Raw genomic sequence first — 26,946 nt, 5'->3', positions numbered from 1 at the left:
GTGCCCGCGCGGCACGGCCATAACTTCAAAAGGATGACCGAGTGGAAAACGTAGAAAAGCCCTGGCCGGCCCTGTGGTCCCTGGTGATCGGGTTCTTCATGATCCTGATCGACACCACCATCGTGTCCGTGGCCAACCCCCGGATCATGGAAGGCCTGCACGCCGACATTAACTCGGTGATCTGGGTGACCAGCGCCTACCTGCTGGCCTACGCCGTCCCGCTGCTGATCACCGGCCGCCTGGGTGACAGGTTCGGGCCCAAGAAGCTCTACCTCACCGGCCTGGTGGTCTTCACCCTCGCGTCGCTGTGGTGCGGCCTGTCCGGTGACGTCCGGATCCTGATTGCCGCCCGCGTCCTCCAGGGCCTTGGCGCGGCCATGATGACCCCGCAGACCATGGCCGTGATCACCCGCATCTTCCCGCCGGACCGCCGCGGTTCAGCCATGGCTGTCTGGGGTGCAACTGCCGGCATGGCCACCCTGGTGGGCCCCATCCTCGGCGGCGTCCTGGTGGACGGCCTTGGCTGGGAGTGGATCTTCTTCATCAACGTGCCCATCGGCGTCGTGGGCTTCATCCTGGCGCTGCGCAACGTTCCAGCCCTCAGCACGCACCCGCACCGGTTCGACATTCCCGGCGTGCTGCTCAGTGCCGTCGGCCTCTTCCTGCTGGTGTTCGGCATCCAGGAGGGGGAGACCTACAACTGGGGCACCATCGTTGGACCCATCAGCGTGTGGGGCCTGATCATAGCCGGCATCGTGGTGCTGGCCGCTTTCGTCCTCTGGCAGCGGTTCAACAAGGGCGAGCCGCTGCTGCCGCTGGGACTCTTCCGGGACCGGAACTTCTCGCTCGCCAACATCGGCATCACCACCGTGGGCTTCACCGTGACTGCCTTCAGCCTGCCGCTGATCTTCTACTACCAGCTGGTCCGGGGCCTCACCCCCACGCAGTCGGCCCTCATGATGGTGCCCATGGCGCTGATTTCCGGCGGCCTTGCACCCGTGGTGGGCAAGCTGGTGGACCGGGTCAACCCGAAATTCATTACGGCCACCGGCCTGGTGCTCATGGCAGTCGCGCTGCTCTGGAACTCCTCACTGATGCAGCCCGACACGCCCATCCTGATGTTCCTGCTCCCCAGCGCGGTGCTGGGCTTTGCCAACGCCGGCATCTGGGCCCCGCTGAGCACCACGGCCACCCGGAACCTGCCCCCGCGCCAGGCCGGTGCCGGGTCGGGTGTCTACAACACCACCCGCCAGATCGGCGCGGTCCTGGGCAGCGCCGCCATCGCTGTGCTGATCCAGTCCCGGCTTGCCGCCGAACTTCCGTCGGGTGGTCCCGGCGGGGCCGCGGGCGAAGGCCTTGCCATGGGCGGCCCGCTGCCCGAGTTACTCCACAGTGGATTCTCGACGGCGATGGGCCAGTCCATGCTGCTGCCCGCCGGGGTAATCCTGGTGGGGGCGGCGGTGGCACTGTTCTTCGCCAAGCCCCAGCCGGTCCAGGGCTGGAGCACCCAGGGCCAGCACGGCGGGGAGAGCCACGGCCAGGGCGGTCAAGCGTCAGCGAAGGTGGACGCTGGTCTGGATTCCGCCGGCTGAGAGTCCAAGTTTTCGGGCCAGTGCCAGGCACCCGGTGTTGCTGACGTCGGCGCGCCACTGCAGGGTCAGTCCGGCGGCGAGTGCCTCGTGGGCCGCTATGGATCCGGCGAGCGAGCCCAGGCCCTGCCGGCGCCACTCGGGATCCACCAGCACGCCCATATTGGCCAGCAGGCCTTCCCATTCCCCGTAGGCACCGCAGGCCAGGGGAACGCGCCTGCCGTCCAGCTGGTGCACGATGGTGAAGCGGTTCTCCAGGTCGGAAAGGCCCACTTCGTTGACGTCGTCCGGCGGGCAGCGCCCCTCCAGCTCGATCGCCTCCGGGTTGCCGTGCGAGACGGTCAGTTCCTCGGACGGTTGTTGCAGCGGCAAGTCGTCCGCGAAGAACAGAGCCGCCGACCCCAGCCCATGGCCGCCACGGTCCCTGGTCAGTTTCAGGAGCGTGACGTGGTGGGCCATCTCCTCATCAGGAATGTCCTCAGCGGCATCGATGACGCTCTGCGGGCCCACCAGCGCCGAACTCCCGAACAGCCGCACGAACTCCACCGTGCGGCATGATTCGTCGGCGCGGACAATCCGGTTCCCGGACGCGAGTGCATCGCCGAAAGCGTCGTCGTCAAGGCCCAGCCGGCGCGCCCACGCAAGCTGGATGATGGCCGCAGAGCCGGGATCGAGTGTCATGGTCCCAGCCTAGGGCGGACCGGAGGCTTAGCCGAACAGGACAGGCCTAACCGAACAGGACCGCGGCCTCGTCGTACCGGTTTTGCGGGACGGTCTTGAGCTGGCCCAGGGCTTCCTCGAATGCAACGTGGCGGATGTCCGTGCCCTTCAGCGCCACCATGGTGCCCCAGTAGCCCTCCACCACGGAGTCGATAGCGGCCATGCCCAGCCGGGTGGCCAGGACGCGGTCGAAGGCGGAGGGGACGCCGCCGCGCTGGATGTGGCCCAGGATCGTGGCTCGGGTTTCGATGCCGGTCCGGGCTTCGAGCTCGGGGGCGAGCTGGTCGGCGATGCCGCCCAGGCGAGGCCGGCCGAAGGTGTCCAGGCCGCGCTCGGAGTGCGGGCTTTCCATGTGCTCCGGCACGAACCCTTCGGCCACCACCACCAGGGGCGCACGGCCACGGTGCTGGGCTTCCTTGACCCACTCGGTGATCTGCTCAATGCTGACTTTTTGCTCGGGGATGAGAATGGCGTGGGCGCCGGCGGCCATGCCGGCGTGCAGGGCGATCCAGCCCACGTGCCGGCCCATCACTTCGGCGATCATGCAGCGGTGGTGGGATTCACCGGTAGTCCGGAGCCGGTCGATGGCCTCGGTGGCAATCTGCACTGCGGTGTCGAAACCGAAGGTGTAGTCGGTGGCATCAAGGTCGTTGTCCACCGTCTTGGGGACGCCGACGATCTTCAGTCCGGCGTCGGTCAGGCGCTTGGCCGCAGCAAGGGTTCCCTCACCGCCGATGGCGATGATGGCATCGATGCCCAGCCGGTCCATGTGGGCCTTGATCGCCTCGGGGCCGCCGCCGTTTTCGAACGGGTTGGTGCGGGAGGTGCCCAGGATGGTGCCGCCCTGCTTTGCGATGCCACGGACCATGGTGCGGGGAATGTCGATGATGTCGCCCTCCACCACGCCGCGCCAACCGTCACGGAATCCGACGAATTCCTGGCCGTGGACGGCGATGCCTTTCAGCACGGCGCCGCGGATGACGGCGTTCAATCCGGGGCAGTCGCCACCGCTGGTGAGGATTCCAATTTTCATGTTCGGCTCAAATCCTGGGAGAAGGTTTACAGGCAGAGCGCCACGCTGAGCTCACCTAGAAGTGTAGTGGGGTGTGTGGGGTACGACACAAACCGGTTACATTAGGGCCCGCTGTCCGGAAGCGGAGAACAGCAAAAGGCCCCTGCCTGGCGAAGCATTCGCACAGGCAGGGGCCTTGGCCGGCGGGTGGAAGCCGGGTCCGTTTCAGCGAGCGTTCAGGGCCGGTTGAGCGAGCGGCGGTCCAGGAACGTCTGGAGCAGGATCTCGTGCCGCTGGTCGGGGATGATGATCCAGGCCAGGAGGTAGAAGATCACGGCGGGTCCGGGGAGGAGACAGAACAGCAGGAACGCGATGCGCACGTAGGCCACGTCCACGTTGAGCTGTGCGGCGATGCCTCCCAGCACTCCGCCGAGCCAGCGCTGCGGGCCGCGCTTCAGGCCAAAGCCCCTGACAATGCTGAAGAACTTATCCATGGTTCAAGACTTCCCTGTAGTTGGTTCGTTGTCACGTTTCCGGGCGGAGAGCAGGCCGCCGACCACCAGGGCCACGCCCGCTCCGATCATGAGGCCGATCAGGACGTAGGTGCCGTTGAGGGTGATGATTCCCAGCTGCGCCACGAGGATCAGCACGGCCAGCGCCAGGACGATCAGTCCCCACACCACCGTTCCCACCCTGGCAGGTGCCGGGCCCCCGGTGTCCGGTTCCGCCGTCGGAATGTTGCTGCTGTCCATGTCAGTTGCCTTCCTGAATCGTGACGTTGCTGAAGGTGCCGTCGATCTGCACCACCAGGTGGTTGCCGGGCCTGTCCGTGTTGTAGCTGCTTTCGCGGGTGGTGGTACCGCCGCGCTGGCCGCTTACCTCGTTCAGGTTCCCCATGGTCATGTCCGCCTTGATGTCCACGGGCAGGTTGTGCGGGATGACCACGGTGACGTTGCTGGCGGTGACGTCCAGGGGAACCACGACGTCGGAGGTCAGGGGGGCGCTGGGGGACAGGTCCGTGAGGTCCACGGTTCCCCGGCCGGCGGTGATGTCGATGCCCCCGCGCGCCTCCTCAATGCTTGCCGGGTTCCAGTCCACCTGCTGGAAACGCATCCGGCCGTCATCCACGGTGTTGTAGACGCCCCCGGTGACAAGGGCGATCACGGCGAAGAGGCTCAGGATGCCCGCGCTCCGGCCGCGCAGCCCCGCTATCAGGATGCCCAGGCCGAGGACTACGGCTGCGCTGGCCCACACAATGGCGTTGGCAGACCCGCCCAGGCTGATGAGGTTGGCGGCGTCCAGCGCTTTGAGCCCACCGCCCACCAGCAGGGCACAGCCGGTTGCGATGGCCACGGCCGGGGCGCCGGGACCGGACGGGCGGGGCTTAGGCGGCCGCGGCGGGACCCAGGGCGCCGGGTAGCTGCCTCCGCCGGGGACACCGCTGCCGGGTCCGCCTGGTGTGCTGCCGCCGGGCACACCCGCGCCAGGGACCGCGCTACTGGGAAACGTGCCGCCATACCCGCTGCCGGTGCCCGTGCCTGCGCTGCCGTAACCGCCCTGGCCGTAGGCGCTGGGCCCCGTGCCACTGGGATACGTGGGCCCACTGCCATAGGTGGGCGCCCCGCTGCCGGACGTAGGCGCCGAAGATTGTCCAGGTGCCGGGGCTGAAGCCGTGCCGGCGGAGAATGACGACGTGTATCCCGTGCCTGAGTGCCCCGAGGGTTGGGTTGTTCCGTGGACTGATCCGTGCCCGGCCATGGTGGGGTGGGCCTTGTTGCGCTGGGAAAGGTAGTAGACCAGGTAGATCGCACCTCCCACCCAGAACACGGTCCACAGCAGGCCGCTCAGGCCGTTATGGTTCCACCCCCAGAAGCCTCCGCCCAGGCCCGTCAGTCCCAGGACCGTGGCGATCAGGGAGCCCGTCATGCCGCTGGACCAGCGCCCGGCGCCGGCTTCCTGGACGTGGATCCTGCCGTCCGGTTCCGGGAGGAAGGCCCATGCCAGGCCGTAGAGCAGCACGCCGATACCGGCCAGGAGGGTCAGGACGATGAAGACACCGCGGATGATGATGGGATCCACATTCAGCCGGTGGGCGATGCCGCTGCACACGCCGCCGATCCACCGGTCGTTGCCCCGGTAGATGCCGTTGCTCCTGATCCAGCCAAAGAAGTCCGTTGAGGGAGCCGGAGCCGGGTTGTTGTGGAAGGCGTAGTCAGGGCCGGAGCCGGCACCAGGGCCCGGACCAGCACCCGGACCCGGAGCAGCACCGCTGCCCGGGCCGGCTGCCTGGCCGCCAGCGGAGGGATAGTCCGGAGCCATTGGATCGATGGGGTCTGAAGCCCCGATTGGGCGGCCCCCGGAGGGCGCGGTGGAGGGATCCGTCGCGCCGGCCGAAGATATTGAATCGGAAGACGGCAGTGGCTCGGTGGGCTGCTCGCTGCCCTTGCCGTGCGGCCCTTCAGGGAGGTGTTCGGCAGGGTGTTCGTCGTCGGGGGAGGGGGTCTGCGAGTTCATACCTCGATCCTCCCGCCCGGCCGGGTTCACGCTCTACTGGGGGAAACCCTGAACCGTCCCTGAGCTGTCCCCGGGAACCGGCCGGATGCGGTCCGGGCCACCCTGATCCGTGCTTGGATTGATCCATGACAACCCTCCCGGCGCGCCCGCCCCTGGCACGGAGCAGCGACCGTGTCATCGCCGGGGTGTGCTCGGGCCTCGCCGCACACCTGGGCTGGCCGGTCAAGAACGTCCGGCTGGCCATGGTCCTCGCCTCCTTCGCGGGCGGGGCAGGCCTGGTCTTCTACGCGTGGCTGTGGATCATGGTTCCCACGGCGGATGAGGCCGCCCGCCGCAATGCCCGCCGGCCGGCGTCGCCCATTGCCCCCGCCGTAAGCCATCCAGTGCAGGGCCAGGGCACTCCGGGTGATCCGTTGCAGGGAGCAGCGCCCGACGGCGGACCTCATTCGGGTGCCGCCGGTTCGGTTGCGGACGGCCGGGCGTCCGCTGCCCCACCATGGTTCCGGGCGCGCGGTATGCGGTACGGCAAGGAAATCCTCCTGGGCTGTGGGCTCCTGCTGGTGGCCGGCATCATGATCGCCCAACTGCTGGGCGTGGACGTCTCCCTCGGCACGCTGATCCCCGCCGCCGCCGTCCTGGGCGGTGCCTCCATCGCGTGGATGCAGCTGGACGAAACCCGCAGAGCCGGGCTGGTGGACAAGACCAAGGCCGACCAGGCCGGCGGGTGGGGCAGGCTCGCCGCCGGACTGGCCCTGGTGGTGGCCGGCGTCCTGGTGATGGTCTCCGGCTCAGGATCGTGGGAGCAGACGTGGCTTGCGCTGCTTGCCTCCGTGGCCGTGCTGGGCGGTGTGGTGCTGGTCCTGCTGCCGTGGGCACTGAAATTCTGGCGGGACCTGGAAGCTGAGCGCGCCGGCAGGATCCGGGAGACGGAAAGGGCGGAGATTGCCGCCCATCTCCACGATTCCGTGCTGCAGACGCTCGCCCTGATCCAACGGCGGGCAGGCAACGAGCACGACGTCGTCCGCCTGGCGCGTGCCCAGGAACGTGAGCTGAGGGGCTGGCTGTTCCAGGACGCGGGCCGCGAAAGCGGACAGCTGTCGGACCGGATCAAGGCCGTCGCCGCTGAGGTGGAGGACCTCTTGGGCCATGCCGTGGAGGTGGTCACCGTTGGCGATGCCGCCATGACCGAGGCACGCGAAGCCCTGGTCCAGGCCAGCCGTGAGGCCATGCTCAACGCATCACGCTACGGCGGCGGGACGGTCTCGGTCTACCTCGAGGCATCGGATGGACAGGCAGAGATCTTCATCAAGGACAGGGGGCCGGGCTTTGAACTGGGCGATGTACCGGCGGACCGGTTGGGTGTACGGGAATCGATCATCGGCAGGATGAAACGCCACGGCGGCTCGGCTGCCATCCTCAGCACCGGGGACGGCACCGAGGTCCGGCTTCGACTGCCGGCTACAGCAGAACATGCGGAAGGGAAATCATGAACACGACGCAGGGGACAGGTGCCGGAAGCGCCCGGCCGGCCAACTCGGTGCGGGTGGTCATCGTCGACGATCACGCCATCTTCCGGTCCGGACTGAAAGCCGACCTCGACGCCAGCATCCAGGTGGTGGGGGAGGCTGCCACGGTGGAGCAGGCCATCGCCGTCATCGCAGAGCAGCGGCCTGACGTCGTCCTTTTGGACGTACACCTGCCCGGCGGCCTTGGCGGCGGCGGCCGCGAGGTCATCGCCGGTTCCGCCGCGTTGCTGTCCACCACGCGCTTCCTGGCCCTGAGCGTCTCTGACGCCGCCGAGGACGTGGTGGCCGTGATCCGAGCCGGCGCCCGCGGCTATGTCACCAAGACCATCTCCGGCGCCGAAATCACGGACGCCGTGTTCCGCGTGGCCGGCGGTGACGCAGTCTTTTCGCCCCGCCTTGCCGGGTTCGTCCTGGATGCCTTCGGCACCGCTCCCGCGGACATCGCCGACGACGAACTGGACAAACTCTCCGCCCGCGAACTCGAGGTCATGCGCCTGATCGCCCGCGGCTACAGCTACAAGGAGGTGGCCAAGGAGCTCTTCATCAGCATCAAGACCGTGGAAACCCACGTGTCGGCAGTGCTGCGCAAGCTCCAGCTCTCCAGCCGCCATGAACTAACCAAGTGGGCCGCGGAGCGCCGCCTCCTCTAGCGACGAACACCCGCTCACTTTTGGCAACCGTTCCCTCAACGCCCGCTCACCTTTGGCGGCTTAAGCGCCAACGCCCGCTCACCTTTGGTCGCTTAAACCCAAACGCCCGCTCACTTTCCTTAAGGAAGTGAGCGGGCGTTAGGGTTGTGCCTGTGAAAAGTGAGCGGGCGTCCTACTGGGCCTTGCCCAGGAAGTCCTGCAGGCGCTGCACGCCGGTGGCGAGGTCGTCGTCGCCCAGGGCGTAGGACAGGCGCAGGAAGCCGGAGGGACCGAATGCCTCGCCCGGAACCACTGCCACCTCAACCTCGTCGAGGATCAGCGAGGCGAGCTCGGCGGAGGTCTGCGGCGTGGCGGTGCCGGACGCCGTCGGAAATTCCTTGCCCAGCAGCGCACGGACGTCCGCATACACGTAGAAGGCGCCCTTCGGCGTCGGGCACTCCACCCCGTCGATCGCGTTCAGCCCAGCCACGATGGCCTTGCGGCGGCGGTCGAAGGCCACCTTCATCTCGTCGACGGCGGTCAGCGGGCCGGAAACGGCGGCGAGGGCCGCGATCTGCATGATGTTGGAGACGTTGGAGGTGGCGTGCGACTGCAGGTTGGTGGCCGCCTTGATGACGTCGGCGGGGCCGATCATCCAGCCCACGCGCCAGCCGGTCATGGCGTAGGTCTTGGCGACACCGTTGAGGATGACCACCTTGTCGCCCAGTTCCGGGGCGGCCGTGGCGATGGAGGTGAAGGGGACGCCGTCGTAGGTCAGGTGCTCGTAGATCTCGTCCGTGACCACCCACAGGCCCTTGGCGGCGGCCCACTTGCCGATCTCCGCCACCTGCTCCGGGGAGTAGACAGCGCCGGTGGGGTTCGACGGCGAGACGAACAGCAGGATCTTGGTGCGGTCCGTGACGGCTGCTTCGAGCTGGTCGACGGTCACCAGGTAGTCCTGCTCCGGACCGGCGAAGACCTCTACGGGGACGCCGCCGGCCAGCCGGATGGCCTCCGGGTAGGTGGTCCAGAACGGGGCGGGTACGAGGACTTCGTCGCCCGGGTCCACCAGGGTGGCGAACGTGTTGTACACGGCCTGCTTGCCGCCGTTGGTCACCAGTACCTGCGAGGGCTCCACTTTGTAGCCCGAATCGCGCAGGGTCTTCTCCGCGATGGCCTTCTTCAGCTCGGGCAGGCCGCCGGCGGGGGAGTAGCGGTGAAACTTGGGCTGGCCGGCAGCCTCAACGGCCGCCTGGACGATGTAGTCCGGGGTGGGGAAGTCGGGTTCGCCCGCGCCGAAGCCAATAACCGGCCGGCCAGCTGCCTTCAGCGCCTTGGCCTTGGCATCAACGGCCAGGGTTGCGGATTCGGCAATTGCGGAAATGCGTTGGGAAACGCGGGCGGCAGACATGGCAGGTCCGTTCTTCGCTTGCAGCCGGGAGGCTGGAATGTGGGATTCGACGAGTTCTACTCTATGCTGTTCACCGGACCCTCCGGGGTGCCGGTTTTGATTTATGACTGCCCCGCGCAGCAGGTTTCAGACCCGGCGACGGATGGGTCGGAACGGGCCGGTTTTACCTACGCGAAGTTCTTGCGTAGACTGGTTCACCGGTGTTGAAACACGGATGATGACGTGTGCCCCAGTTCAAGCTGGTGTTGGGTCGTCACAGAGTGCAATTCACTCCATAGGGTAGTGGCGCAATTGGTAGCGCAGCGGTCTCCAAAACCGCAGGTTGCAGGTTCGAGTCCTGTCTGCCCTGCGCAAGCTGTTCCGGGCGAAAGCCCGGGGCAGGCGCAGCAACCATGGTTCTGATCAGGGCCGGGTAATCCACCATTGCAAAGATGAGCGAGGACCAGGTGACCGAAACAGCTGCCAGCAGCTCCAAGGGCCGCCCAGCTAAGAAGGAAGCCAAGGCAAACTTCTTCGCCCGCATTGCACTCTTTGTCCGCCAGATCATCGGCGAACTGAAGAAGGTTGTTGCCCCCACCCGCAAGGAACTGATCAACTACACGCTCGTGGTGCTGGTGTTCGTGGCCATCATGATGGTCATCGTCAGCCTGCTGGACATAGGTTTCGGAACCGCTGTCAGCTGGATCTTTGGCGGCACCGGTCCCAAGGACAGCTAGGCTGCACGGTCCGCAGGCCGCGTGTTCCGCCGGGAAACCGGAAGGATGCACCGGTGTGCGGAATTGAGCCATTTAAATAGGCATGTTAGGCAATGAGGAAGCAGGAGACCAAGTGTCTGAGCAGGAGCTCGAGGTAACCGAGACTGGGCTGGAAGAATCCCCGGACGTCACGGCAGAAGCCGGCGAAGAGTCCGAGGTTGAGTCCTCCGCGCCCGAATCCGACGACGCCGCCTCCGATGTTGCCGACGCAGACGCTGCCGACGCTGCAGAAGCCGGTGACGAAGAGACCGACGCCCTTGCCGCCGCGGCAGCCAGTGCAGCTGCGGACCCGGCCGAGGAATTCAAGGCCAAGCTGCGCCGCCAGGAAGGTGACTGGTACGTCATCCACTCCTACGCCGGTTACGAAAACCGCGTGAAGGCCAACCTTGAAACCCGCATCCAGACCCTGGACATGGAAGATTACATCTTCGAAATCCAGGTGCCCATGGAAGAAGTCGTGGAGATCAAGAACGCCCAGCGCAAGGTGATCAACCGCGTCCGCATCCCCGGCTACGTCCTGGTCCGCATGGACCTGACCGACGCCTCCTGGGGCGCCGTCCGCCACACCCCCGGCGTCACCGGCTTCGTGGGCAACGCCCACAACCCGGTCCCGCTGCGCCTGGACGAGGTCTTCTCCATGCTCGCCCCTGTCTTCGAAGAGGAGCAGGCCGAGAAGGGCAAGCCGGTCAACAAGCAGAACCAGGCTCCCGTGGCCGTGGACTTCGAGGTCGGCGAGTCCGTCATCGTCAAGGAAGGCCCGTTCGAGACCCTTCCCGCCACGATCTCCGAGATCAAGCCCGAGTCCCAGACCCTCGTGGTGCTTGTCTCCATCTTCGAGCGCGAAACGCCCGTCACCCTGGCGTTCAACCAGGTCACCAAGATCTGAGAATCCTAGAATTCGTCCCGGCGCCGCCCGCTTAGCGGCACCGGAACGGCCGGCCGCCTTGCCATGGCGGCCAAAAACCTGAGGCACGCTCCTGTGCCCCAGGACGTTATTGAGAGAAGGACCCTACATTGGCTCCCAAGAAGAAGGTCACCGGCCTCATCAAGCTGCAGATCCAGGCAGGTGCCGCCAACCCGGCCCCGCCGATCGGTCCTGCGCTTGGCCAGCACGGTGTCAACATCATGGAATTCTGCAAGGCGTACAACGCTGCCACGGAAGCCCAGCGTGGAAACGTCATCCCCGTGGAAATCACGGTCTACGAAGACCGCTCCTTCACGTTCATCACCAAGACCCCGCCGGCTGCAGAGCTCATCAAGAAGGCTGCAGGCGTTGCCAAGGGTTCATCCACCCCGCACACCGTCAAGGTTGCCAAGCTGACCCAGGCCCAGGTCAACGAGATCGCCTCCACCAAGATGGAAGACCTCAACGCCACCAGCCTCGAAGGCGCAGCGAAGATCATCGCCGGCACCGCCCGCTCCATGGGCATCACCGTCGAGGGCTAATTCCCCATACCGCTGTCCAGCGTCGTGGTAATTGACGACGACGGGCGGCACCGCCGGGACACCGGCACCAAGAAAATTCAAATGTTGGCCATCCGGCCGGATAACGAACCGGATTGGGCGACTGTGGCAGGGCCCAGCGCGGTCCGCAGACCACAACTGCACAAGGAGAAACAAGCAGCATGGCAAAGCGCAGCAAAGCATATGAGGCAGCAGCCGCCAAGATCGATGCAACCAAGCACTACGCACCGTTCGAGGCAGTAACGCTGGCCAAGGACACCAACCCGTCCAAGTTCGACGCCACCGTTGAGGTTGCCTTCCGCCTCGGCGTCGACCCCCGCAAGGCTGACCAGATGGTCCGCGGCACCGTCAACCTGCCCCACGGCACCGGTAAGACCGCCCGGGTTCTGGTTTTCGCCACGGGTGACAAGGCTGAGGCCGCAATCGCCGCCGGCGCCGACTTCGTTGGTTCCGATGACCTGATCGAACGGATCGCAGGCGGCTGGACCGACTTCGACGCCGCCGTTGCCACCCCTGACCTCATGGGCAAGGTTGGCCGCCTCGGTAAGGTCCTGGGCCCGCGTAACCTTATGCCGAACCCGAAGACGGGCACCGTGACCCCCGACGTCACCAAGGCCGTCAACGACATCAAGGGTGGAAAGATCGACTTCCGCGTCGACAAGCACTCCAACCTGCACTTCATCATCGGCAAGGTTTCCTTCGACGCACAGAAGCTGGCTGAGAACTACGCAGCCGCCCTGGAAGAGGTTCTTCGCCTCAAGCCGTCGGCATCCAAGGGCCGCTACATCCAGAAGGCCACCGTGGCCACCACGTTCGGCCCCGGCATCTCCGTGGACCCCAACGTCACCAAGGTGCTCACCGAGGCGTAGTCCTTGATTGAAGTTCCTGCCCGGACTGATTCCGGAGCATCCGAAGACCGTCCCGGCGCATCAGCGCCGGGGCGGTCTTCTTTTTGACCCGGCGCTTTCCCTAAGCTGGCTTGAGCGGCCACGCCGATCCGTCTGAACGCAACCCGGACTGCTCGCGCCGGATTGGTGATTGCCGCCGTCGTGCTTCCTCCGGACGCAGGGAGCAACGACCCTCGGCGCGCTCGGCCCGGACATGGAATGCCAGCGAAAACCAGCATATGCTGGCGATAAGTGTTGCACTTGGATTCAAACCTGTTGGTTATGAAGGTGAGTGGCAGAAACGGCTGGGATGATGCCCGAATGGCAATAGACGTTAAGATCGAGCAGCTCTGGATCCCCGACTCATTGGACACCCCGGACGCTGCGGACTTCCTGGCGGCCGTGGAAGTGGGCCGCAAAGTGCGGATGCAGACCTGGGGCAGTGACGATCTCGCCTATGGTCCGCTTGAGAAGCTGCTGGAGTTCGCGGACCCGTATGAGCGCCAGTTGATCCTCGTGGCCAAGGTGGACGGGGCCATTGTGGGCACGGTGGACATTGCGCTGCCCCTTACCGACCACCTTGACCTCGCCGAGCTCACCCTCGACATCCTTCCGGAGTACCAGCGGCAGGGCGTTGGACGCCGGCTGCTGGAGGCGGCCGAACAGTTGGCCCGGGGTGAAGGCCGCACCATGATCCTGGTGGACACCAATCACCCCGGCGCTTCACTGCACGAGTTTGAGCAGGCCCAGCTGGTCCCCGGGTCGGGGCAGGGGTTCGTGCCGCTGGAGAGCCGGGAGGTGGAGTTCGCCCGGAAAACCGGGTACACGCTTCAGCACATTGAGCAGTTCAGCTCCTGCCTCCTGCCCCTGGACACCAAGCTCGTGGCAGACCTCCAGGCCGAAGCCGAGGAAGCGAACAACGGCAGGTACCGGCTGCACCATTGGACGGACCGCTGCCCCGAGCGTTGGCTGGAGGCGGTGGCGGCCCTGGAGAACCAGACGGGGGTGGACGTTGACCCTTCCCTGGATGCGCCGATTGAGCAGGACATGGTGTTCGACGCCGGCATCCTTCGGGAGGCGGAAGACGTCGCCATCGCGCAGGGGAGACGGACGGTGGTCACCGCCGTGGAGCATATCGCCACGGGAGCGCTGGTGGGACTGACCACCATCACGGTGCTGGCGCACCGGGCCGATGTCGTGTTCCAGGACGACACCCTGATCCTGCAGGAGCACCGCGGCAACAAGCTGGGCCTGCTGATCAAGGTGGCCAATATGGAACGGCTCAGTGAGCAGTTCCCGGATGCGCGCATTATCTACACCTGGAATGCGCCGGAGAACCGGTACCTCCTGACGGTCAACAAGCAGCTCGGTTTCCAGACTGCGGGAGTTACGGGAATCTGGCAAAAAGAGCTTCCCACCCTGCATACCAGCACCAGTTGAGGCCCGATTTGGAGGACGGGTACCGCCTCGCGTAAGCTGGGTGTACCAAAGACCGTCGGTTGTTGGAAATCCACTCTCCTGAACATGGCTCAACTCTGTAGTTGTGCGCTGGGGACAACAGTGGCTTTCCGGACGAAGGACCCTCAACGCAGGGCGGCCGGCGCAGGTGAACGAAGCAAAGTTCCGCGGTACAGCCGCGTTGAGCCAAGCCCCGTGCATCTGCGCGGGGCGTTTTTAGTTTTAGCTCTCTTGAGCGGGGACCGTCGAATACCGGCACTATCCCCGGAAGGAGGGTTATGGCAACGCCTACCAAGGTTTCAGCAGTAGCTGAGATCACTAACGATTTCAAGGAATCGAACGCCGCTGTCCTGACCGAATACCGCGGGCTCACCGTTGCACAGCTCAAGCAGCTGCGTGTTTCTCTCGGCCAGGACACCAAGTTCGCGGTCGTTAAGAACACCCTGACCGCCATTGCAGCCAAGGAAGCCGGCGTCGAAGCATTCGACGGCCAGCTTGCCGGCCCCACTGCAATCGCGTTCATCAAGGGTGACGCAGTTGCCGCTGCCAAGAGCCTGACGGATTTTGCCAAGGCCAACAAGCAGCTGGTCATCAAGACCGGTTACTTCGAGGGCAAGGCGCTGGACGCCAGCGAGGTTGCCGCACTGGCTGCCCTCGAGTCCCGTGAGCTGCAGCTCGCCAAGGTTGCAGGCGTCCTCAAGGCCCCTGCCGCCGCAGCTGCACGCATCATCGACGCACTGCGCCTCAAGCTTGAAGAAGAGAACGGTGCACCGGCAGCTGCCGAAGCGCCCGCCGCTGAAGAAGCTCCTGCCGCTGAAGCCGACGCTGCCGCCGAAGCTCCCGCTGCCGAAGAGAACTAATTCTCTTACCCCCACCAGACTCCGGTGCCAGTCCGGCCCAGCGCCGTTCGGACACCACAACAGGAAGGACGCCTACCATGGCGAAGCTCAGCAACGAAGAGCTCATTGAAGCTTTCAAGGAACTGACCATCATCGAGCTCTCCGAGTTCGTCAAGCTCTTCGAAGAGACCTTCGAAGTTACCGCTGCTGCTGTAGCCGTTGCCGGCCCTGCCGGTGGCGGAGCTGCTGAAGAGGTTGAAGAGAAGACCGACTTCGACGTCATCCTCGAATCTGCCGGTGACAAGAAGATCGCAGTCATCAAGGAAGTTCGCGCCATCACCTCCCTCGGCCTCAAGGAAGCCAAGGACCTGGTTGACAGCGCTCCCAAGGCTGTCCTCGAAGGCGCCAACAAGGAAGCTGCCGAGAAGGCCAAGGATCAGCTCGAGGCTGCAGGCGCCACCGTTACCCTCAAGTAACAGCGCCTTTTCCCGGGAAACCCCGCCCCACTGCGAACCAGTTGGGCGGGGTTTCCTGCTTTAACCATTTCCGGACCTAGCCGGGCTCACTGATGTCAGCCACCACCGCGCCCAGCGCTGCAGTGAGTGCATCGGCGTCAACAAAGGCGCTGTAGCCATGGGCACCGGCCCCCATGGAGATACGGCGGCCGGTAATGGTGGCATCAGCGTAGACAGGCCATGCCGTGGTACTGCCCAGGGGCGTGATGGTGCCACGCTCGTAACCGGTCGCTTCCAGCGCGGTTTCGGCAGGCGGCAGGGACAGCTTGTTGACGCCCACGAGTGTGCGCAGCTTGGGCCAGGAGATTTGCCGGTCGCCCGGGATCAGGGCGAACAGGAAGGTCCCGTCCTTGCGCTTGACCACGAGCGACTTGACGATGTCCGCCGGGCTGATGCCCAGGATGTCCGCGGCCTCTTCGAGGCTCCTCGCTGCGGGCCGCTCCACTACCTCGACCTGCAGGCCCCGGGCCTCGGCGTCGGCCAGGAAGCGTTCCTGCCCGACGCCGTCCGTTCCGTTTCCGGATGCGCCCGCCATCAGTCGCGGTACAGCAGGAGGGCCTCGCCCTGCCCGCCCCCGCCGCAGAGGGATACGGCAGCCCTGCCGGTTCCGCGCCGCTTCAGCTCATGGGCGGCGTGGGCGGCCAGGCGGGCTCCGGAGGCGCCAATCGGGTGACCGAGTGCGATGGCGCCGCCGTGGATGTTGCACTTTTCCAAGGGGTAGTCCAGGTCCTTGAGGGACTGCACCGCGACGGAGCCGAACGCCTCGTTGATCTCGATGAAGTCGAGGTCGGAGGTGTTCCAGCCGGCCTTGCCAAGGGCATTCAGAATGGCATTCGAAGGCTGTGAGTGCAGGGAGTTGTCAGGACCGGCAACTTGGCCCGGCTTTCCCACCACCGCCAGGTATTCCAGCCCGTGCTCTTCGGCGTAGCCGCGCGAAGCGAGCACCAGGGCGGCGGCCCCGTCGGACAGGGGAGAGGAGTTGCCCGCCGTAATGGTGCCATCGGTAACGAAGGCCGCCCGCAGGCCGGCCAGCGACTCCACCGACGTATTCGGACGGACGCCCTCGTCAGTATCCACCACCAGCGGGTCGCCCTTGCGCTGCTTGACGCTGACAGGTGCGATCTCGCCGTCGAACGTTCCGTTCTTGGCCGCAAGCGCCGCACGCTGGTGCGACTGGGCAGCCACGTTGTCCTGCGAGGTTCGGTCGATGCCCAGCGTGAGGTTGCGCGTCTCGGTGGACAGGCCCATGGACTGTCCGTCAAAGGCGTCGGTCAGGCCGTCGTGCGCGGCAGCGTCCAGCGCCTGGATGGATCCGTACGTCCACCCCTGGCGTGATCCGGGAAGCAGGTGCGGGGCCCGGCTCATCGACTCCTGCCCGCCTGCCACCACCACCGCAGCCTCGCCGGCGCGGATCATCCGGGCTGCGTCGATCACCGCTGTCAGACCGGAAAGGCACACCTTGTTGACCGTTACCGCGGGGACATTCCATCCGATGCCGGCGCCGATGGCGCTCTGCCGTGCCGGGTTCTGTCCGGCGCCCGCCTGCAGCACCTGCCCCATGATGACCGCCTCCACGTCGGCGGCCTCCACACCGCTGCCTGCCAGCGCGGCCTTGATGGCGTGGGCACCCAGTTCCACTGCCGTAAGGCTGGAGAGTTGGCCGTTGATCCGGCCCTGCGGAGTCCGTGCCGCCCCGAGGATGACAACGTCGTTGCTGTCGGGAGAGTTGACCATGGTTACCACTTTCAATCCGGTTCCGGTGTAGGCCACCAAGGCTATCGTGAGCCTGGTCACCCAACTATGCAAACGCTGGAACGCCTATGTGCATTCCTGGCAGGGGAGGGGTCCCCATCCGGGCATTGTGCACGACGGCGGCCGGTTGCGTAGGGTGGACGGCGAGGCTTTGAGGGGCGTTCTTTGCAGCGGAAACTCTTTGCGGGGGACTGGGCCGGCACGCGGGACGGACGGAATGGGAATCGTGATGAAGACAGTGACGGCGGCAGTGATCGCGGTATTGACCGGCTGCGCGCTGGCAGGCTGCTCTGTGTCCACGCCGGCACCGGCAGAATCTGCTCCGTCCGCCACTTCCCCTTCGGCCCCGGCCCGGGAAACGGAAAGCAGCAGCCCGGCAGTCGGTGGCACAGCTACGGGCGGGGTGGGCCAAGGCCCCGACGCTGCCGGAACCCGGGAATCCTGCGAACTCTTCAACAAGCTGGTGGCGGACTACGGCGCCGTATCGCCCACCGACTCCAATGGCTACGAGGACGTGTACCTGAAGGCGCAGGACGCGAAGGACACCGTGTCCGGCGACCTCAGGGGGCTTTTCAGCTCCCTAAGCCTGCTGGCCATGGACCGGTCCTCGGCAGCGGAGACCGGCGGCAAGCCAGCGCAGGAATCCCAGGACGCAGTCAGGGATGCCGTCTTCGCCAACTCCGCGGCGTGCACTGCAGCGGGCGTAACCCTCCGGCTCTGACAGGGGAAGCCCAGGAAGCGGCTGCTGGGGGACGGATATCCGGTGCTTGCAATCCGACCGGATGTGGGGTAGACACGAAGGTTGTTTTGCCGTATCGTAGATATTTGCGTCTTCCCTGTTTACCTTCAGCCTTCATATAGCGGTGGGCTTCGCCCGACAGCTGGCAATCAACGTGCCGTAAACGGTCACATCATAGCCAGTTCGGGTCCCGGGTCATATAGCGGAACCGGATGGTAGCGCTGCGAAGTCACTTCGCAGGGTGCACAGCGGGGGAGATCTGAAAACGCCTGAAGGTCTGTGGAAGGATCCCTCTTGGTCGCCTCGAGCACCTCTAATAACGAAACCGCTAACACTGCCGACAGCACTGATGGTGCCACTCGCCGGCTCTCATTCGCAAAGATTCACGAACCTCTTGACGTTCCGAATCTGCTTGCCCTGCAGACGGACAGCTTTGACTGGCTGGTCGGCAATGAGCGCTGGCAGGCACGCGTGGCAAAGGCTGTCGAAGAAAACGATCTCAGCGTCGCCACCACGTCCGGCCTGTCGGACATCTTCGAAGAGATCTCCCCGATCGAGGATTTCCAGGGCACCATGTCCCTGAGCTTCTCCGATCCGGAGTTCGCTGACCCCAAGTACACCATGGCTGAGTGCAAGGACCGGGACGCCACGTACTCGGCTCCGCTGTACGTCAAGGCCGAGTTCATGAACAACAACACGGGCGAAATCAAGCAGCAGACCGTGTTCATGGGTGACTTCCCGCTGATGACCGAGAAGGGCACCTTCGTCGTCAACGGCACCGAGCGTGTCGTCGTTTCCCAGCTGGTTCGTTCACCGGGCGCCTACTTCGAGCGCGCCGCTGACAAGACCAGTGACAAGGACATCTTCACCGCGAAGATCATCCCGTCCCGTGGTGCGTGGTTCGAGCTCGAAATCGACAAGCGCGACCAGGTCGGGGTCCGCCTTGACCGCAAGCGCAAGCAGTCCGTCACCGTCCTGCTGAAGGCCCTTGGCTGGACCGAAGGCCAGATCCTCGAAGAGTTCGGCCAGTACGACTCGATGCGGGCAACCCTGGAGAAGGACGCCACCGAAACCCGCGAAGACGCCCTCCTGGACATCTACCGCAAGCTGCGTCCGGGCGAGCCGCCCACCGTTGAGGCTGCCCAGTCCCTGCTGGACAACCTGTACTTCAACTCCAAGCGCTACGATCTGGCCAAGGTTGGCCGCTACAAGATCAACCGCAAGCTGGGCATCGACCGCTCCCTTGGTGACAAGGAAGCTTCTGTCCTGCACGTTGAAGACATCGTTGCCATGATCAAGTTCCTCGTTGCGCTGCACGCCGGCGAGAAGACCATCAAGGGCACCCGCGATGGCCAGGAAGTGGACCTGCGCGTCGAAATCGACGACATCGACCACTTCGGCAACCGCCGCATCCGCGCCGTCGGCGAGCTCATCGAGAACCAGGTCCGCACAGGCCTGTCCCGCATGGAGCGCGTTGTCCGCGAGCGTATGACCACCCAGGACGTCGAGGCCATCACGCCGCAGACCCTGATCAACATCCGCCCCGTGGTTGCAGCCATCAAGGAGTTCTTCGGAACCTCCCAGCTGTCGCAGTTCATGGACCAGAACAACCCGCTCTCGGGCCTGACCCACAAGCGCCGCCTGTCGGCCCTTGGCCCCGGTGGTCTGTCCCGTGACCGCGCCGGCATGGAAGTCCGTGACGTGCACCCGTCCCACTACGGACGCATGTGCCCCATCGAAACCCCTGAAGGCCCCAACATTGGCCTGATCGGTTCGCTGGCTTCCTACGGACGCATCAACCCGTTCGGCTTCATCGAGACCCCGTACCGTCTGGTCAAGGACGGCGTCGTGTCCGACGACGTCCAGTACTTGACGGCCGACGACGAAGCCGAGGTGCTGATCGCCCAGGCCAACGCGCCGCTGGACGAGAACAACAAGTTCGCCGAGGACACTGTCCTCGTGCGTGCCCGTGGTGGTGGAGGCGAGCCCGTCCTGGTTCCGGCCGAGGACGTTGAGTTCATGGACGTTTCCCCGCGCCAGATGGTGTCCGTGGCAACCGCCCTGATCCCGTTCCTTGAGCACGACGACGCCAACCGCGCACTCATGGGTGCCAACATGCAGCGCCAGGCTGTGCCGCTGGTCCGTTCCGAGGCCCCCGTCGTGGGCACCGGCATGGAGCGCGCCGCCGCAGTCGACGCCGGTGACGTTGTCATTGCCAAGAAGGCCGGTGTGGTCACCGAGGTTTCCGCCGAGCTCGTCATCATGCTCAACGACGACGGCACAGAGACCAACTACCGCATCAACAAGTTCGCCCGCTCCAACCAGGGCAACTGCTACAACCACCGCGTACTGGTGAACGAAGGCCAGCGCCTGGAAGTTGGCGGCATCATCGCCGACGGCCCGGCAACGGACCAGGGTGAACTGGCACTCGGCAAGAACCTGCTCGTGGCATTCATGTCATGGGAAGGCCACAACTTCGAGGACGCCATCATCCTCTCGCAGCGCATCGTTGCCGAGGACGTCCTTTCCTCCATCCACATCGAGGAGCACGAGATCGATGCCCGCGACACCAAGCTTGGTGCCGAGGAAATCACCCGTGACATCCCCAACGTGTCCGAGGAAGTCCTCGCAGGGCTGGACGAGCGCGGCATCATCCACATCGGTGCCGAGGTTGAAGCAGGGGACATCCTGGTCGGAAAGGTCACCCCGAAGGGTGAAACCGAACTGACCCCGGAGGAGCGCCTCCTGCGCGCCATCTTCGGCGAGAAGTCACGCGAAGTGCGTGACACCTCCCTGAAGGTGCCCCACGGCGAGTCCGGCACCGTCATCGGCGTGCGCGTCTTCGACCGCGACAACGACGACGAACTGCCCCCGGGCGTCAACCAGCTGGTCCGCGTCTACGTGGCTGCCAAGCGCAAGATCACCGACGGCGACAAGCTCGCTGGCCGCCACGGCAACAAGGGTGTTATCTCCAAGATCCTCCCGATCGAGGACATGCCCTTCCTGGCCGACGGTACCCCCGTCGACATCGTCCTGAACCCGCTGGGTGTTCCGGGCCGTATGAACGTGGGCCAGGTGCTCGAAACGCACCTGGGCTGGGTTGCCAAGACCGGTTGGAAGATCGAAGGCGAGCCGGAGTGGGTCAAGCAGCTCCCCAACCTGCCCCGCGAGAGTGGTCCCACCACTGTTGCAACGCCGGTGTTCGACGGTGCCCGCGAAGAGGAAATCACGGGCCTGCTGGATTCCACGAACGTGACCCGAGATGGTGACCGCCTGATCAACTCCTCGGGCAAGACCCGCCTGTTTGACGGCCGCTCCGGCGAGCCGTTCCCGGATCCGATCTCGGTCGGCTACATGTACATCCTGAAGCTCCACCACCTGGTGGACGACAAGATCCACGCGCGCTCCACCGGCCCGTACTCCATGATCACGCAGCAGCCGCTGGGTGGTAAGGCACAGTTCGGTGGCCAGCGCTTCGGTGAAATGGAAGTGTGGGCGCTCGAAGCTTATGGCGCCGCCTACACGCTCCAGGAACTCCTCACGATCAAGTCGGATGATATCCACGGTCGTGTGAAGGTCTACGAAGCGATCGTCAAGGGCGAGAACATCCCCGAGCCGGGCGTTCCCGAATCCTTCAAGGTCTTGATCAAGGAAATGCAGTCGCTGTGCCTGAACGTGGAAGTTCTTTCCACGGACGGAACCACAATTGAAATGCGTGACTCTGATGACGCAGTCTTCACGGCTGCGGAGGAACTGGGCATCGATCTGTCTCGCGCAGAGCCCAGCTCCGTAGAAGAGGTCTAGAAGGCGCCCGTACGACGGCGGGTGGGAACCCGCCGTCGTACGCCGCCCTCCCTCATCCCGCACCTAAGACTTCAGAATTTAGAGAACAAGAGAGAACAGGGACCATATGTCCAGCGAATCCTCCTTCGGCCTCATGCAGATCGGCCTCGCCACCGCGGAAGACATCCGCGGCTGGTCGTACGGCGAGGTTAAGAAGCCGGAAACCATCAACTACCGCACGCTCAAGCCCGAGAAGGACGGCCTCTTCTGCGAGAAGATCTTCGGCCCGTCCCGCGACTGGGAATGCTACTGCGGCAAGTACAAGCGCGTGCGCTTCAAGGGCATCATCTGTGAGCGTTGTGGCGTCGAAGTCACCCGTGCCAAGGTCCGCCGTGAGCGCATGGGCCACATCGAACTGGCCGCACCGGTTACCCACATCTGGTACTTCAAGGGTGTTCCGTCCCGCCTGGGCTACCTCCTTGACCTGGCTCCGAAGGACCTCGAAAAGGTCATCTACTTCGCTGCCTACATGATCACCAGCGTCGACGAGGCTGCCCGCCACGAGGAACTGCCCAACCTGCAGGTTGAGCACGACATCGAGAAGAAGCAGCTGATCGACAACCGCGACGCCGACATCGCCGCGATCGCCCGCGACCTCGAAGGCGAAATCGCACGCCTCGAGGGCGAAGGCGCCAAGGCTGCCGACAAGAAGAAGGCCCGCGACTCCGCCGACCGCCAGATGGCCAACGTGCGCAAGCGTGCCGACGCCGACATCGAGCGCCTCGAGCAGGTCTGGGACCGCTTCAAGAACCTGAAGGTCGCCGACCTCGAAGGTGACGAAGGCCTGTACCGCGAACTGCGCGACCGCTACGGCATGTACTTCGAAGGCTCCATGGGTGCCGAAGCCATCAAGAAGCGCCTTGAGAACTTCGACATGCAGGCCGAGTCCGAGTCCCTGCGCGACGTCATTGCCAACGGCAAGGGCCAGCGCAAGACCCGTGCCCTCAAGCGCCTGAAGGTGGTCAACGCGTTCCTGACCACCAACAACAGCCCGCTCGGCATGGTCCTCGACGCCGTCCCGGTGATCCCGCCGGAACTGCGCCCCATGGTCCAGCTGGACGGTGGCCGCTTCGCGACCTCCGACCTTAACGACCTGTACCGCCGCGTGATCAACCGCAACAACCGCCTCAAGCGCCTGCTTGACCTGGGTGCTCCGGAGATCATCGTCAACAACGAGAAGCGCATGCTTCAGGAAGCTGTTGACAGCCTCTTCGACAACGGCCGCCGCGGCCGTCCGGTCACCGGACCGGGCAACCGTCCGCTGAAGTCCCTGAGCGACATGCTCAAGGGCAAGCAGGGCCGTTTCCGCCAGAACCTCCTCGGCAAGCGCGTCGACTACTCCGGCCGTTCGGTCATCGTCGTCGGCCCGCAGCTGAAGCTGCACCAGTGCGGCCTGCCCAAGCAGATGGCACTGGAGCTCTTCAAGCCGTTCGTGATGAAGCGCCTGGTTGACCTCAACCACGCCCAGAACATCAAGTCGGCCAAGCGGATGGTGGAGCGCTACCGCCCGCAGGTCTGGGACGTGCTCGAAGAGATCATCACCGAACACCCGGTGCTGCTCAACCGTGCACCTACCCTGCACCGCCTGGGCATCCAGGCGTTCGAGCCGCAGCTTGTTGAAGGCAAGGCAATCCAGCTGCACCCGCTGGTTTGTGGCGCATTCAACGCCGACTTCGACGGCGACCAGATGGCAGTCCACCTGCCGCTGAGCCCCGAGGCGCAGGCTGAGGCCCGCATCCTGATGCTGTCCTCGAACAACATCCTGAAGCCCTCTGACGGACGCCCGGTCACCCTGCCTTCGCAGGATATGATCATCGGCCTGTACCACTTGACCACCAAGCGCAAGGGGTCGGCCGGCGAAGGCCGCATCTTCGGTTCGGTTTCGGAAGCCATCATGGCCTTCGATGCCCGCGAGCTGCACCTGAACTCGCAGGTCAAGATCCGCCTCGAAGGCTTCGTCCCGTACGCCGGCTGGGAAGCTCCCGAAGGCTGGGAGCAGGGCCAGCCCGCACTGGTTGAAACCTCCCTGGGCCAGGTCCTCTTCAACGAGACCCTGCCCGAGGACTACCCGTGGGTTGAGGCTGTTGCCGACAAGGGCGAACTGTCCCGCATCGTCAACGACCTCGCCGAGCGCTACCCGAAGGTTGTCACCGCTGCAACGCTGGACAACCTCAAGGATGCCGGTTTCTACTGGGCCACCCGTTCAGGCGTCACCGTCGCCATCTCCGACATCGAGGTTCCGGCTGCCAAGCCGGAAATCCTTGCCGGGTACGAAGAGCGCGCCGCCAAGATCCAGGGCCAGTACGATAAGGGCCTGATCGACGACGACGAGCGCCGCCAGGAACTCATCGAGATCTGGAACAAGGCCACCAACGATATCGCCTCGGTGATGCGTGAGAGCCTGTCCCCGATGAACACCATCAACCGCATGGTGTCCTCCGGTGCACGTGGTAACTGGATGCAGGTCCGCCAGATTGCGGGTATCCGTGGTCTGGTGGCCAACCCTAAGGGTGAGATCATCCCGCGCCCCATCAAGTCCTCCTACCGTGAGGGCCTGTCGGTGCTGGAATACTTCATCGCCACGCACGGTGCCCGTAAGGGCCTGGCCGATACCGCTCTGCGTACCGCCAACTCGGGTTACCTGACCCGTCGTCTGGTGGACGTCTCGCAGGACGTCATCGTCCGTGAAGAGGACTGCGGCACCGAGCGCGGCCTGGTCACGCCCATCGCCGTCGCCGACGCCAACGGTGAGCTGGTCCTGGACGAGAACGTCGAGAACAGCGCTTACGCACGTACGCTGGCTGTCGACGTCGTGGACTCCGAGGGCAACGTCCTCGCAGCCGCCGGCACCGACTGCGGCGACGTGGTTATCGCCGAGCTCTTCAAGGCAGGCATCACCGAGGTCAAGGTCCGCTCCGTACTCACCTGTGAGTCCAGCGTCGGCACCTGCGCCCTGTGCTACGGCCGCTCGCTGGCCACCGGCAAGACCGTGGACATCGGCGAGGCCGTGGGCATCATCGCCGCACAGTCCATCGGTGAGCCCGGTACCCAGCTGACCATGCGTACGTTCCACACCGGTGGTGCTGTTTCCGCCGGTGGTGGCGACGACATCACCCAGGGTCTGCCCCGTATCCAGGAGCTCTTCGAAGCCCGCACTCCGAAGGGTGTTGCACCGATTGCTGAAGCAGCCGGCCGCATCGCCATCGAAGAGTCCGAGCGCCAGATGCGCCTGGTCATCACCCCGGATGACGGCTCGGAAGAGATCGCCTACCCGGTGCTGCGCCGTTCACGGCTGCTGATCGAAGACGGCGACCACGTTTCCGTGGGCCAGAAGCTGATCAACGGCCCGGTGGACCCCAAGCAGGTCCTGCGCATCATGGGTCCGCGTGCGGCACAGAAGTTCCTGGTGGACGAGGTCCAGGGCGTGTACCGCAGCCAGGGCATCGGTATCCACGATAAGCACGTCGAGGTTATCGTCCGCCAGATGCTGCGCCGCGTCACGGTCATCGAGTCCGGCGAATCCGACCTGCTGCCCGGCGAGCTCGCCGAGCGCAGCCGGTTCGAGGAAGCCAACCGCCGCGTTGTGTCCGAAGGCAAGACTCCGGCTTCCGGACGTCCTGAACTGATGGGCATCACCAAGGCGTCGCTGGCCACCGAGTCCTGGTTGTCCGCAGCTTCCTTCCAGGAGACCACCCGCGTCCTGACGCAGGCGGCCATGGAAGGCAAGAGCGATCCGCTGCTGGGCCTCAAGGAGAACGTCATTATCGGTAAGCTGATCCCGGCCGGCACGGGCCTCCCGCGCTACACCGAGGTCACCGTCGAGCCCACTGAAGAAGCGAAGGCCAATCTGTTCACCGGCCCCAGCGCATTCAGTGACTTCTCGTACGACACCCTGGGCGGTGACGGAGCTCCCGAGTTCCACGCCATCCCCCTGGATGACTACGACCTGGGCAACGACTTCCGGTAACCACTGACGGTTGACGCCTGACGAAGGGATGGTCCCGCACCGCAAGGTGGGGGACCATCTCCCGTTAACGTCGATTGCTCCGTACCTGTCGTTCTGGTGGCCCATAACGACAGGTACGGAGCAACCGATGGGGGAGATGCCCCGATTAAGGCATGGAGCCTGTCCATGCTAGACTTGTTACCAATTGTTATTGTGGCAGTGGATGAGAGCGCCGGTATCAGCTGAAAGGCTGGACCAGAGCGACGTTTCCGGTTTGCAGGGTTCTTGTGCAACGTATGCCACATTTTTGCATGCCTAGGGAACTGCAGGAATGTACGTTTCGTCCCGGTGTGCGATCCGACTATTAAGGCTTCGCCTTCGCCGCCATGGAGATTCCCTTCAGGGCCCGGGCGGCGGGGCAACGCAAAAGGAGAGTGGCCGGAAACAGCCACTCCGGATAAAACGGAGAACACGAGAGTGCCTACGATTAACCAGCTGGTCCGCAAGGGCCGCACGCCTAAGGTCTCAAAGACCAAGGCTCCCGCGCTTAAGGGCAGCCCCATGCGCCGCGGTGTCTGCACCCGCGTCTACACCACCACCCCGAAGAAGCCGAACTCGGCTCTGCGTAAGGTGGCACGTGTGCGCCTCAACGGCGGCGTGGAAGTTACCGCCTACATCCCCGGTGTTGGCCACAACCTGCAGGAGCACTCCATTGTGCTCGTTCGCGGTGGTCGTGTGAAGGACCTTCCGGGTGTCCGCTACAAGATCGTCCGTGGCGCCCTCGATACCCAGGGTGTAAAGAACCGTAAGCAGGCCCGCAGCCGCTACGGCGCAAAGATGGAGAAGAAGTAATATGCCTCGCAAGGGTCCGGCCCCCAAGCGGCCGCTCGTTTCGGATCCGGTATACGGTTCCCCGCTGGTAACCCAGCTCATCAACAAGGTGCTCGTTGACGGCAAGAAGTCCACGGCAGAGCGCATCGTCTACGGTGCCCTCGAAGGCGCCCGCGCCAAGTCGGGCGGCGACCCCGTTGCAGCCCTCAAGAAGGCCATGGACAACGTCAAGCCTTCCCTCGAGGTCCGCTCCCGCCGTGTCGGTGGCGCCACCTACCAGGTGCCGGTTGAGGTCAAGCCGGGCCGCTCCACCGCCCTCGCCCTGCGGTGGCTGGTTGGCTACTCCAAGGCCCGCCGTGAAAAGACGATGACCGAGCGTCTCCAGAACGAAATCCTGGATGCGTCCAACGGTCTCGGTGCCGCTGTGAAGCGTCGCGAAGACACCCACAAGATGGCCGAGTCCAACAAGGCCTTCGCACACTACCGCTGGTAATACTCCCCGGACGCCGCCGGCTC

General features: G+C 64.9%; 23 protein-coding genes, 1 tRNA gene and 1 pseudogene. 17 read left to right on the top strand and 8 right to left on the bottom strand.

Going from position 1 to position 26,946, the window contains the following annotated elements:
• Positions 1-41: 41 nt before the first annotated feature.
• Complete coding sequence (locus tag LFT44_RS14585) at positions 42-1,592, top strand: DHA2 family efflux MFS transporter permease subunit (protein ID WP_236799131.1); 1,551 nt, start codon at positions 42-44, stop codon at positions 1,590-1,592.
• Here the strand turns inward: LFT44_RS14585 and LFT44_RS14580 are convergent.
• The 5 genes from LFT44_RS14580 to LFT44_RS14560 form a co-directional block, all read right to left on the bottom strand.
• Positions 1,554-2,270, bottom strand: a complete 717-nt coding sequence (locus tag LFT44_RS14580) for a GNAT family N-acetyltransferase (RefSeq protein ID WP_236799130.1) — start codon at positions 2,268-2,270, stop codon at positions 1,554-1,556. The genes LFT44_RS14585 and LFT44_RS14580 overlap by 39 nt on opposite strands.
• Before the next feature lie 46 nt (positions 2,271-2,316).
• A complete protein-coding gene (locus tag LFT44_RS14575; RefSeq protein WP_236799129.1) occupies positions 2,317-3,342 on the bottom strand; it encodes an ATP-dependent 6-phosphofructokinase in 1,026 nt (341 codons plus the stop codon).
• A 215-nt stretch (positions 3,343-3,557) separates the two neighbouring features.
• Positions 3,558-3,815 (bottom strand): PspC domain-containing protein, encoded by a 258-nt coding sequence (locus tag LFT44_RS14570; RefSeq protein WP_236799128.1) that lies wholly within the window; start codon positions 3,813-3,815, stop codon positions 3,558-3,560.
• A gap of 3 nt (positions 3,816-3,818) precedes the next feature.
• Positions 3,819-4,073, bottom strand: coding sequence for a hypothetical protein (locus LFT44_RS14565; RefSeq protein WP_236799127.1), 255 nt, complete (start codon positions 4,071-4,073; stop codon positions 3,819-3,821).
• A 1-nt stretch (position 4,074) separates the two neighbouring features.
• Positions 4,075-5,835 (bottom strand): PspC domain-containing protein, encoded by a 1,761-nt coding sequence (locus tag LFT44_RS14560; RefSeq protein ID WP_236799126.1) that lies wholly within the window; start codon positions 5,833-5,835, stop codon positions 4,075-4,077.
• 125 nt (positions 5,836-5,960) lie between these two features.
• Between LFT44_RS14560 and LFT44_RS14555 the strand changes: the two genes are divergently transcribed.
• Together LFT44_RS14555 and LFT44_RS14550 are read left to right on the top strand one after the other, a co-directional pair.
• Positions 5,961-7,325 carry an ATP-binding protein gene (locus LFT44_RS14555; protein WP_236799125.1) on the top strand — a complete coding sequence of 455 codons (1,365 nt, stop codon included), beginning with the start codon at positions 5,961-5,963 and terminating at the stop codon, positions 7,323-7,325.
• A complete protein-coding gene (locus LFT44_RS14550; RefSeq protein WP_236799124.1) occupies positions 7,322-8,011 on the top strand; it encodes a LuxR C-terminal-related transcriptional regulator in 690 nt (229 codons plus the stop codon). The genes LFT44_RS14555 and LFT44_RS14550 overlap by 4 nt, the downstream gene beginning before the upstream one ends.
• A gap of 172 nt (positions 8,012-8,183) precedes the next feature.
• Here the strand turns inward: LFT44_RS14550 and LFT44_RS14545 are convergent, their stop codons facing one another.
• A complete protein-coding gene (locus tag LFT44_RS14545) occupies positions 8,184-9,401 on the bottom strand; it encodes a pyridoxal phosphate-dependent aminotransferase (protein ID WP_236799123.1) in 1,218 nt (405 codons plus the stop codon).
• A 276-nt stretch (positions 9,402-9,677) separates the two neighbouring features.
• Between LFT44_RS14545 and LFT44_RS14540 the strand changes: the two genes are divergently transcribed.
• The 9 genes and pseudogenes from LFT44_RS14540 (at position 9,678) to rplL (ending at position 15,280) form a co-directional block, all read left to right on the top strand.
• A tRNA-Trp gene (locus LFT44_RS14540) sits at positions 9,678-9,750 on the top strand.
• An 82-nt stretch (positions 9,751-9,832) separates the two neighbouring features.
• Positions 9,833-10,117 (top strand): preprotein translocase subunit SecE, encoded by a 285-nt coding sequence (gene secE, locus LFT44_RS14535; protein ID WP_056388913.1) that lies wholly within the window; start codon positions 9,833-9,835, stop codon positions 10,115-10,117.
• A gap of 112 nt (positions 10,118-10,229) precedes the next feature.
• Positions 10,230-11,042 (top strand): transcription termination/antitermination protein NusG, encoded by an 813-nt coding sequence (nusG, locus tag LFT44_RS14530; RefSeq protein WP_236799122.1) that lies wholly within the window; start codon positions 10,230-10,232, stop codon positions 11,040-11,042.
• Between the two features lie 128 nt (positions 11,043-11,170).
• Complete coding sequence (gene rplK / locus LFT44_RS14525) at positions 11,171-11,602, top strand: 50S ribosomal protein L11 (RefSeq protein ID WP_018760472.1); 432 nt, start codon at positions 11,171-11,173, stop codon at positions 11,600-11,602.
• A gap of 179 nt (positions 11,603-11,781) precedes the next feature.
• Positions 11,782-12,489 (top strand): 50S ribosomal protein L1, encoded by a 708-nt coding sequence (gene rplA / locus LFT44_RS14520; protein ID WP_236799121.1) that lies wholly within the window; start codon positions 11,782-11,784, stop codon positions 12,487-12,489.
• A gap of 203 nt (positions 12,490-12,692) precedes the next feature.
• Positions 12,693-12,821 (top strand): annotated as a pseudogene (locus tag LFT44_RS14515) (GNAT family N-acetyltransferase); the annotation flags it as partial.
• 7 nt (positions 12,822-12,828) lie between these two features.
• A complete protein-coding gene (locus LFT44_RS14510; protein WP_236799120.1) occupies positions 12,829-13,947 on the top strand; it encodes a GNAT family N-acetyltransferase in 1,119 nt (372 codons plus the stop codon).
• Between the two features lie 296 nt (positions 13,948-14,243).
• Complete coding sequence (rplJ, locus tag LFT44_RS14505) at positions 14,244-14,825, top strand: 50S ribosomal protein L10 (RefSeq protein WP_221386458.1); 582 nt, start codon at positions 14,244-14,246, stop codon at positions 14,823-14,825.
• A gap of 77 nt (positions 14,826-14,902) precedes the next feature.
• On the top strand, positions 14,903-15,280 hold the full coding sequence (gene rplL, locus LFT44_RS14500) for a 50S ribosomal protein L7/L12 (RefSeq protein WP_236799119.1): 378 nt from the start codon (positions 14,903-14,905) through the stop codon (positions 15,278-15,280).
• Positions 15,281-15,356: 76 nt separating this feature from the next.
• On the opposite strand, the gene LFT44_RS14495 is transcribed toward rplL, so the two are convergent.
• Entirely contained in the window at positions 15,357-15,854 is a 498-nt protein-coding gene (locus LFT44_RS14495) for an aminoacyl-tRNA deacylase (protein WP_236799118.1), read from the bottom strand.
• Positions 15,854-17,053: an acetyl-CoA C-acetyltransferase gene (locus LFT44_RS14490; protein ID WP_236799117.1), complete on the bottom strand. Its 1,200-nt coding sequence runs from the start codon at positions 17,051-17,053 to the stop codon at positions 15,854-15,856. Before LFT44_RS14490 ends, LFT44_RS14495 begins: the two co-directional genes overlap by 1 nt.
• A 247-nt stretch (positions 17,054-17,300) precedes the next feature.
• Here LFT44_RS14490 and LFT44_RS14485 point away from each other — a divergent pair, with 247 nt between their 5' ends.
• The 5 genes from LFT44_RS14485 (at position 17,301) to rpsG (ending at position 26,923) form a co-directional block, all read left to right on the top strand.
• Positions 17,301-17,792: a hypothetical protein gene (locus LFT44_RS14485; protein ID WP_236799116.1), complete on the top strand. Its 492-nt coding sequence runs from the start codon at positions 17,301-17,303 to the stop codon at positions 17,790-17,792.
• Between the two features lie 312 nt (positions 17,793-18,104).
• A complete protein-coding gene (gene rpoB / locus LFT44_RS14480) occupies positions 18,105-21,614 on the top strand; it encodes a DNA-directed RNA polymerase subunit beta (RefSeq protein WP_236799115.1) in 3,510 nt (1,169 codons plus the stop codon).
• A gap of 106 nt (positions 21,615-21,720) precedes the next feature.
• A complete protein-coding gene (locus LFT44_RS14475) occupies positions 21,721-25,620 on the top strand; it encodes a DNA-directed RNA polymerase subunit beta' (RefSeq protein ID WP_236799114.1) in 3,900 nt (1,299 codons plus the stop codon).
• Between the two features lie 456 nt (positions 25,621-26,076).
• On the top strand, positions 26,077-26,451 hold the full coding sequence (gene rpsL / locus LFT44_RS14470; protein ID WP_009358312.1) for a 30S ribosomal protein S12: 375 nt from the start codon (positions 26,077-26,079) through the stop codon (positions 26,449-26,451).
• A 1-nt stretch (position 26,452) separates the two neighbouring features.
• Positions 26,453-26,923, top strand: coding sequence for a 30S ribosomal protein S7 (rpsG, locus tag LFT44_RS14465; RefSeq protein WP_003803829.1), 471 nt, complete (start codon positions 26,453-26,455; stop codon positions 26,921-26,923).
• The last annotated feature ends 23 nt before the right edge of the window (positions 26,924-26,946 follow it).

The sequence above is a fragment of the Arthrobacter sp. FW306-05-C genome, from assembly GCF_021801725.1.
Taxonomy (GTDB): Bacteria; Actinomycetota; Actinomycetes; order Actinomycetales; family Micrococcaceae; genus Arthrobacter.
The sequence above is the reverse complement of the archived record's forward strand: the minus strand, read 5'-3'. Positions and strand labels throughout refer to the sequence as shown.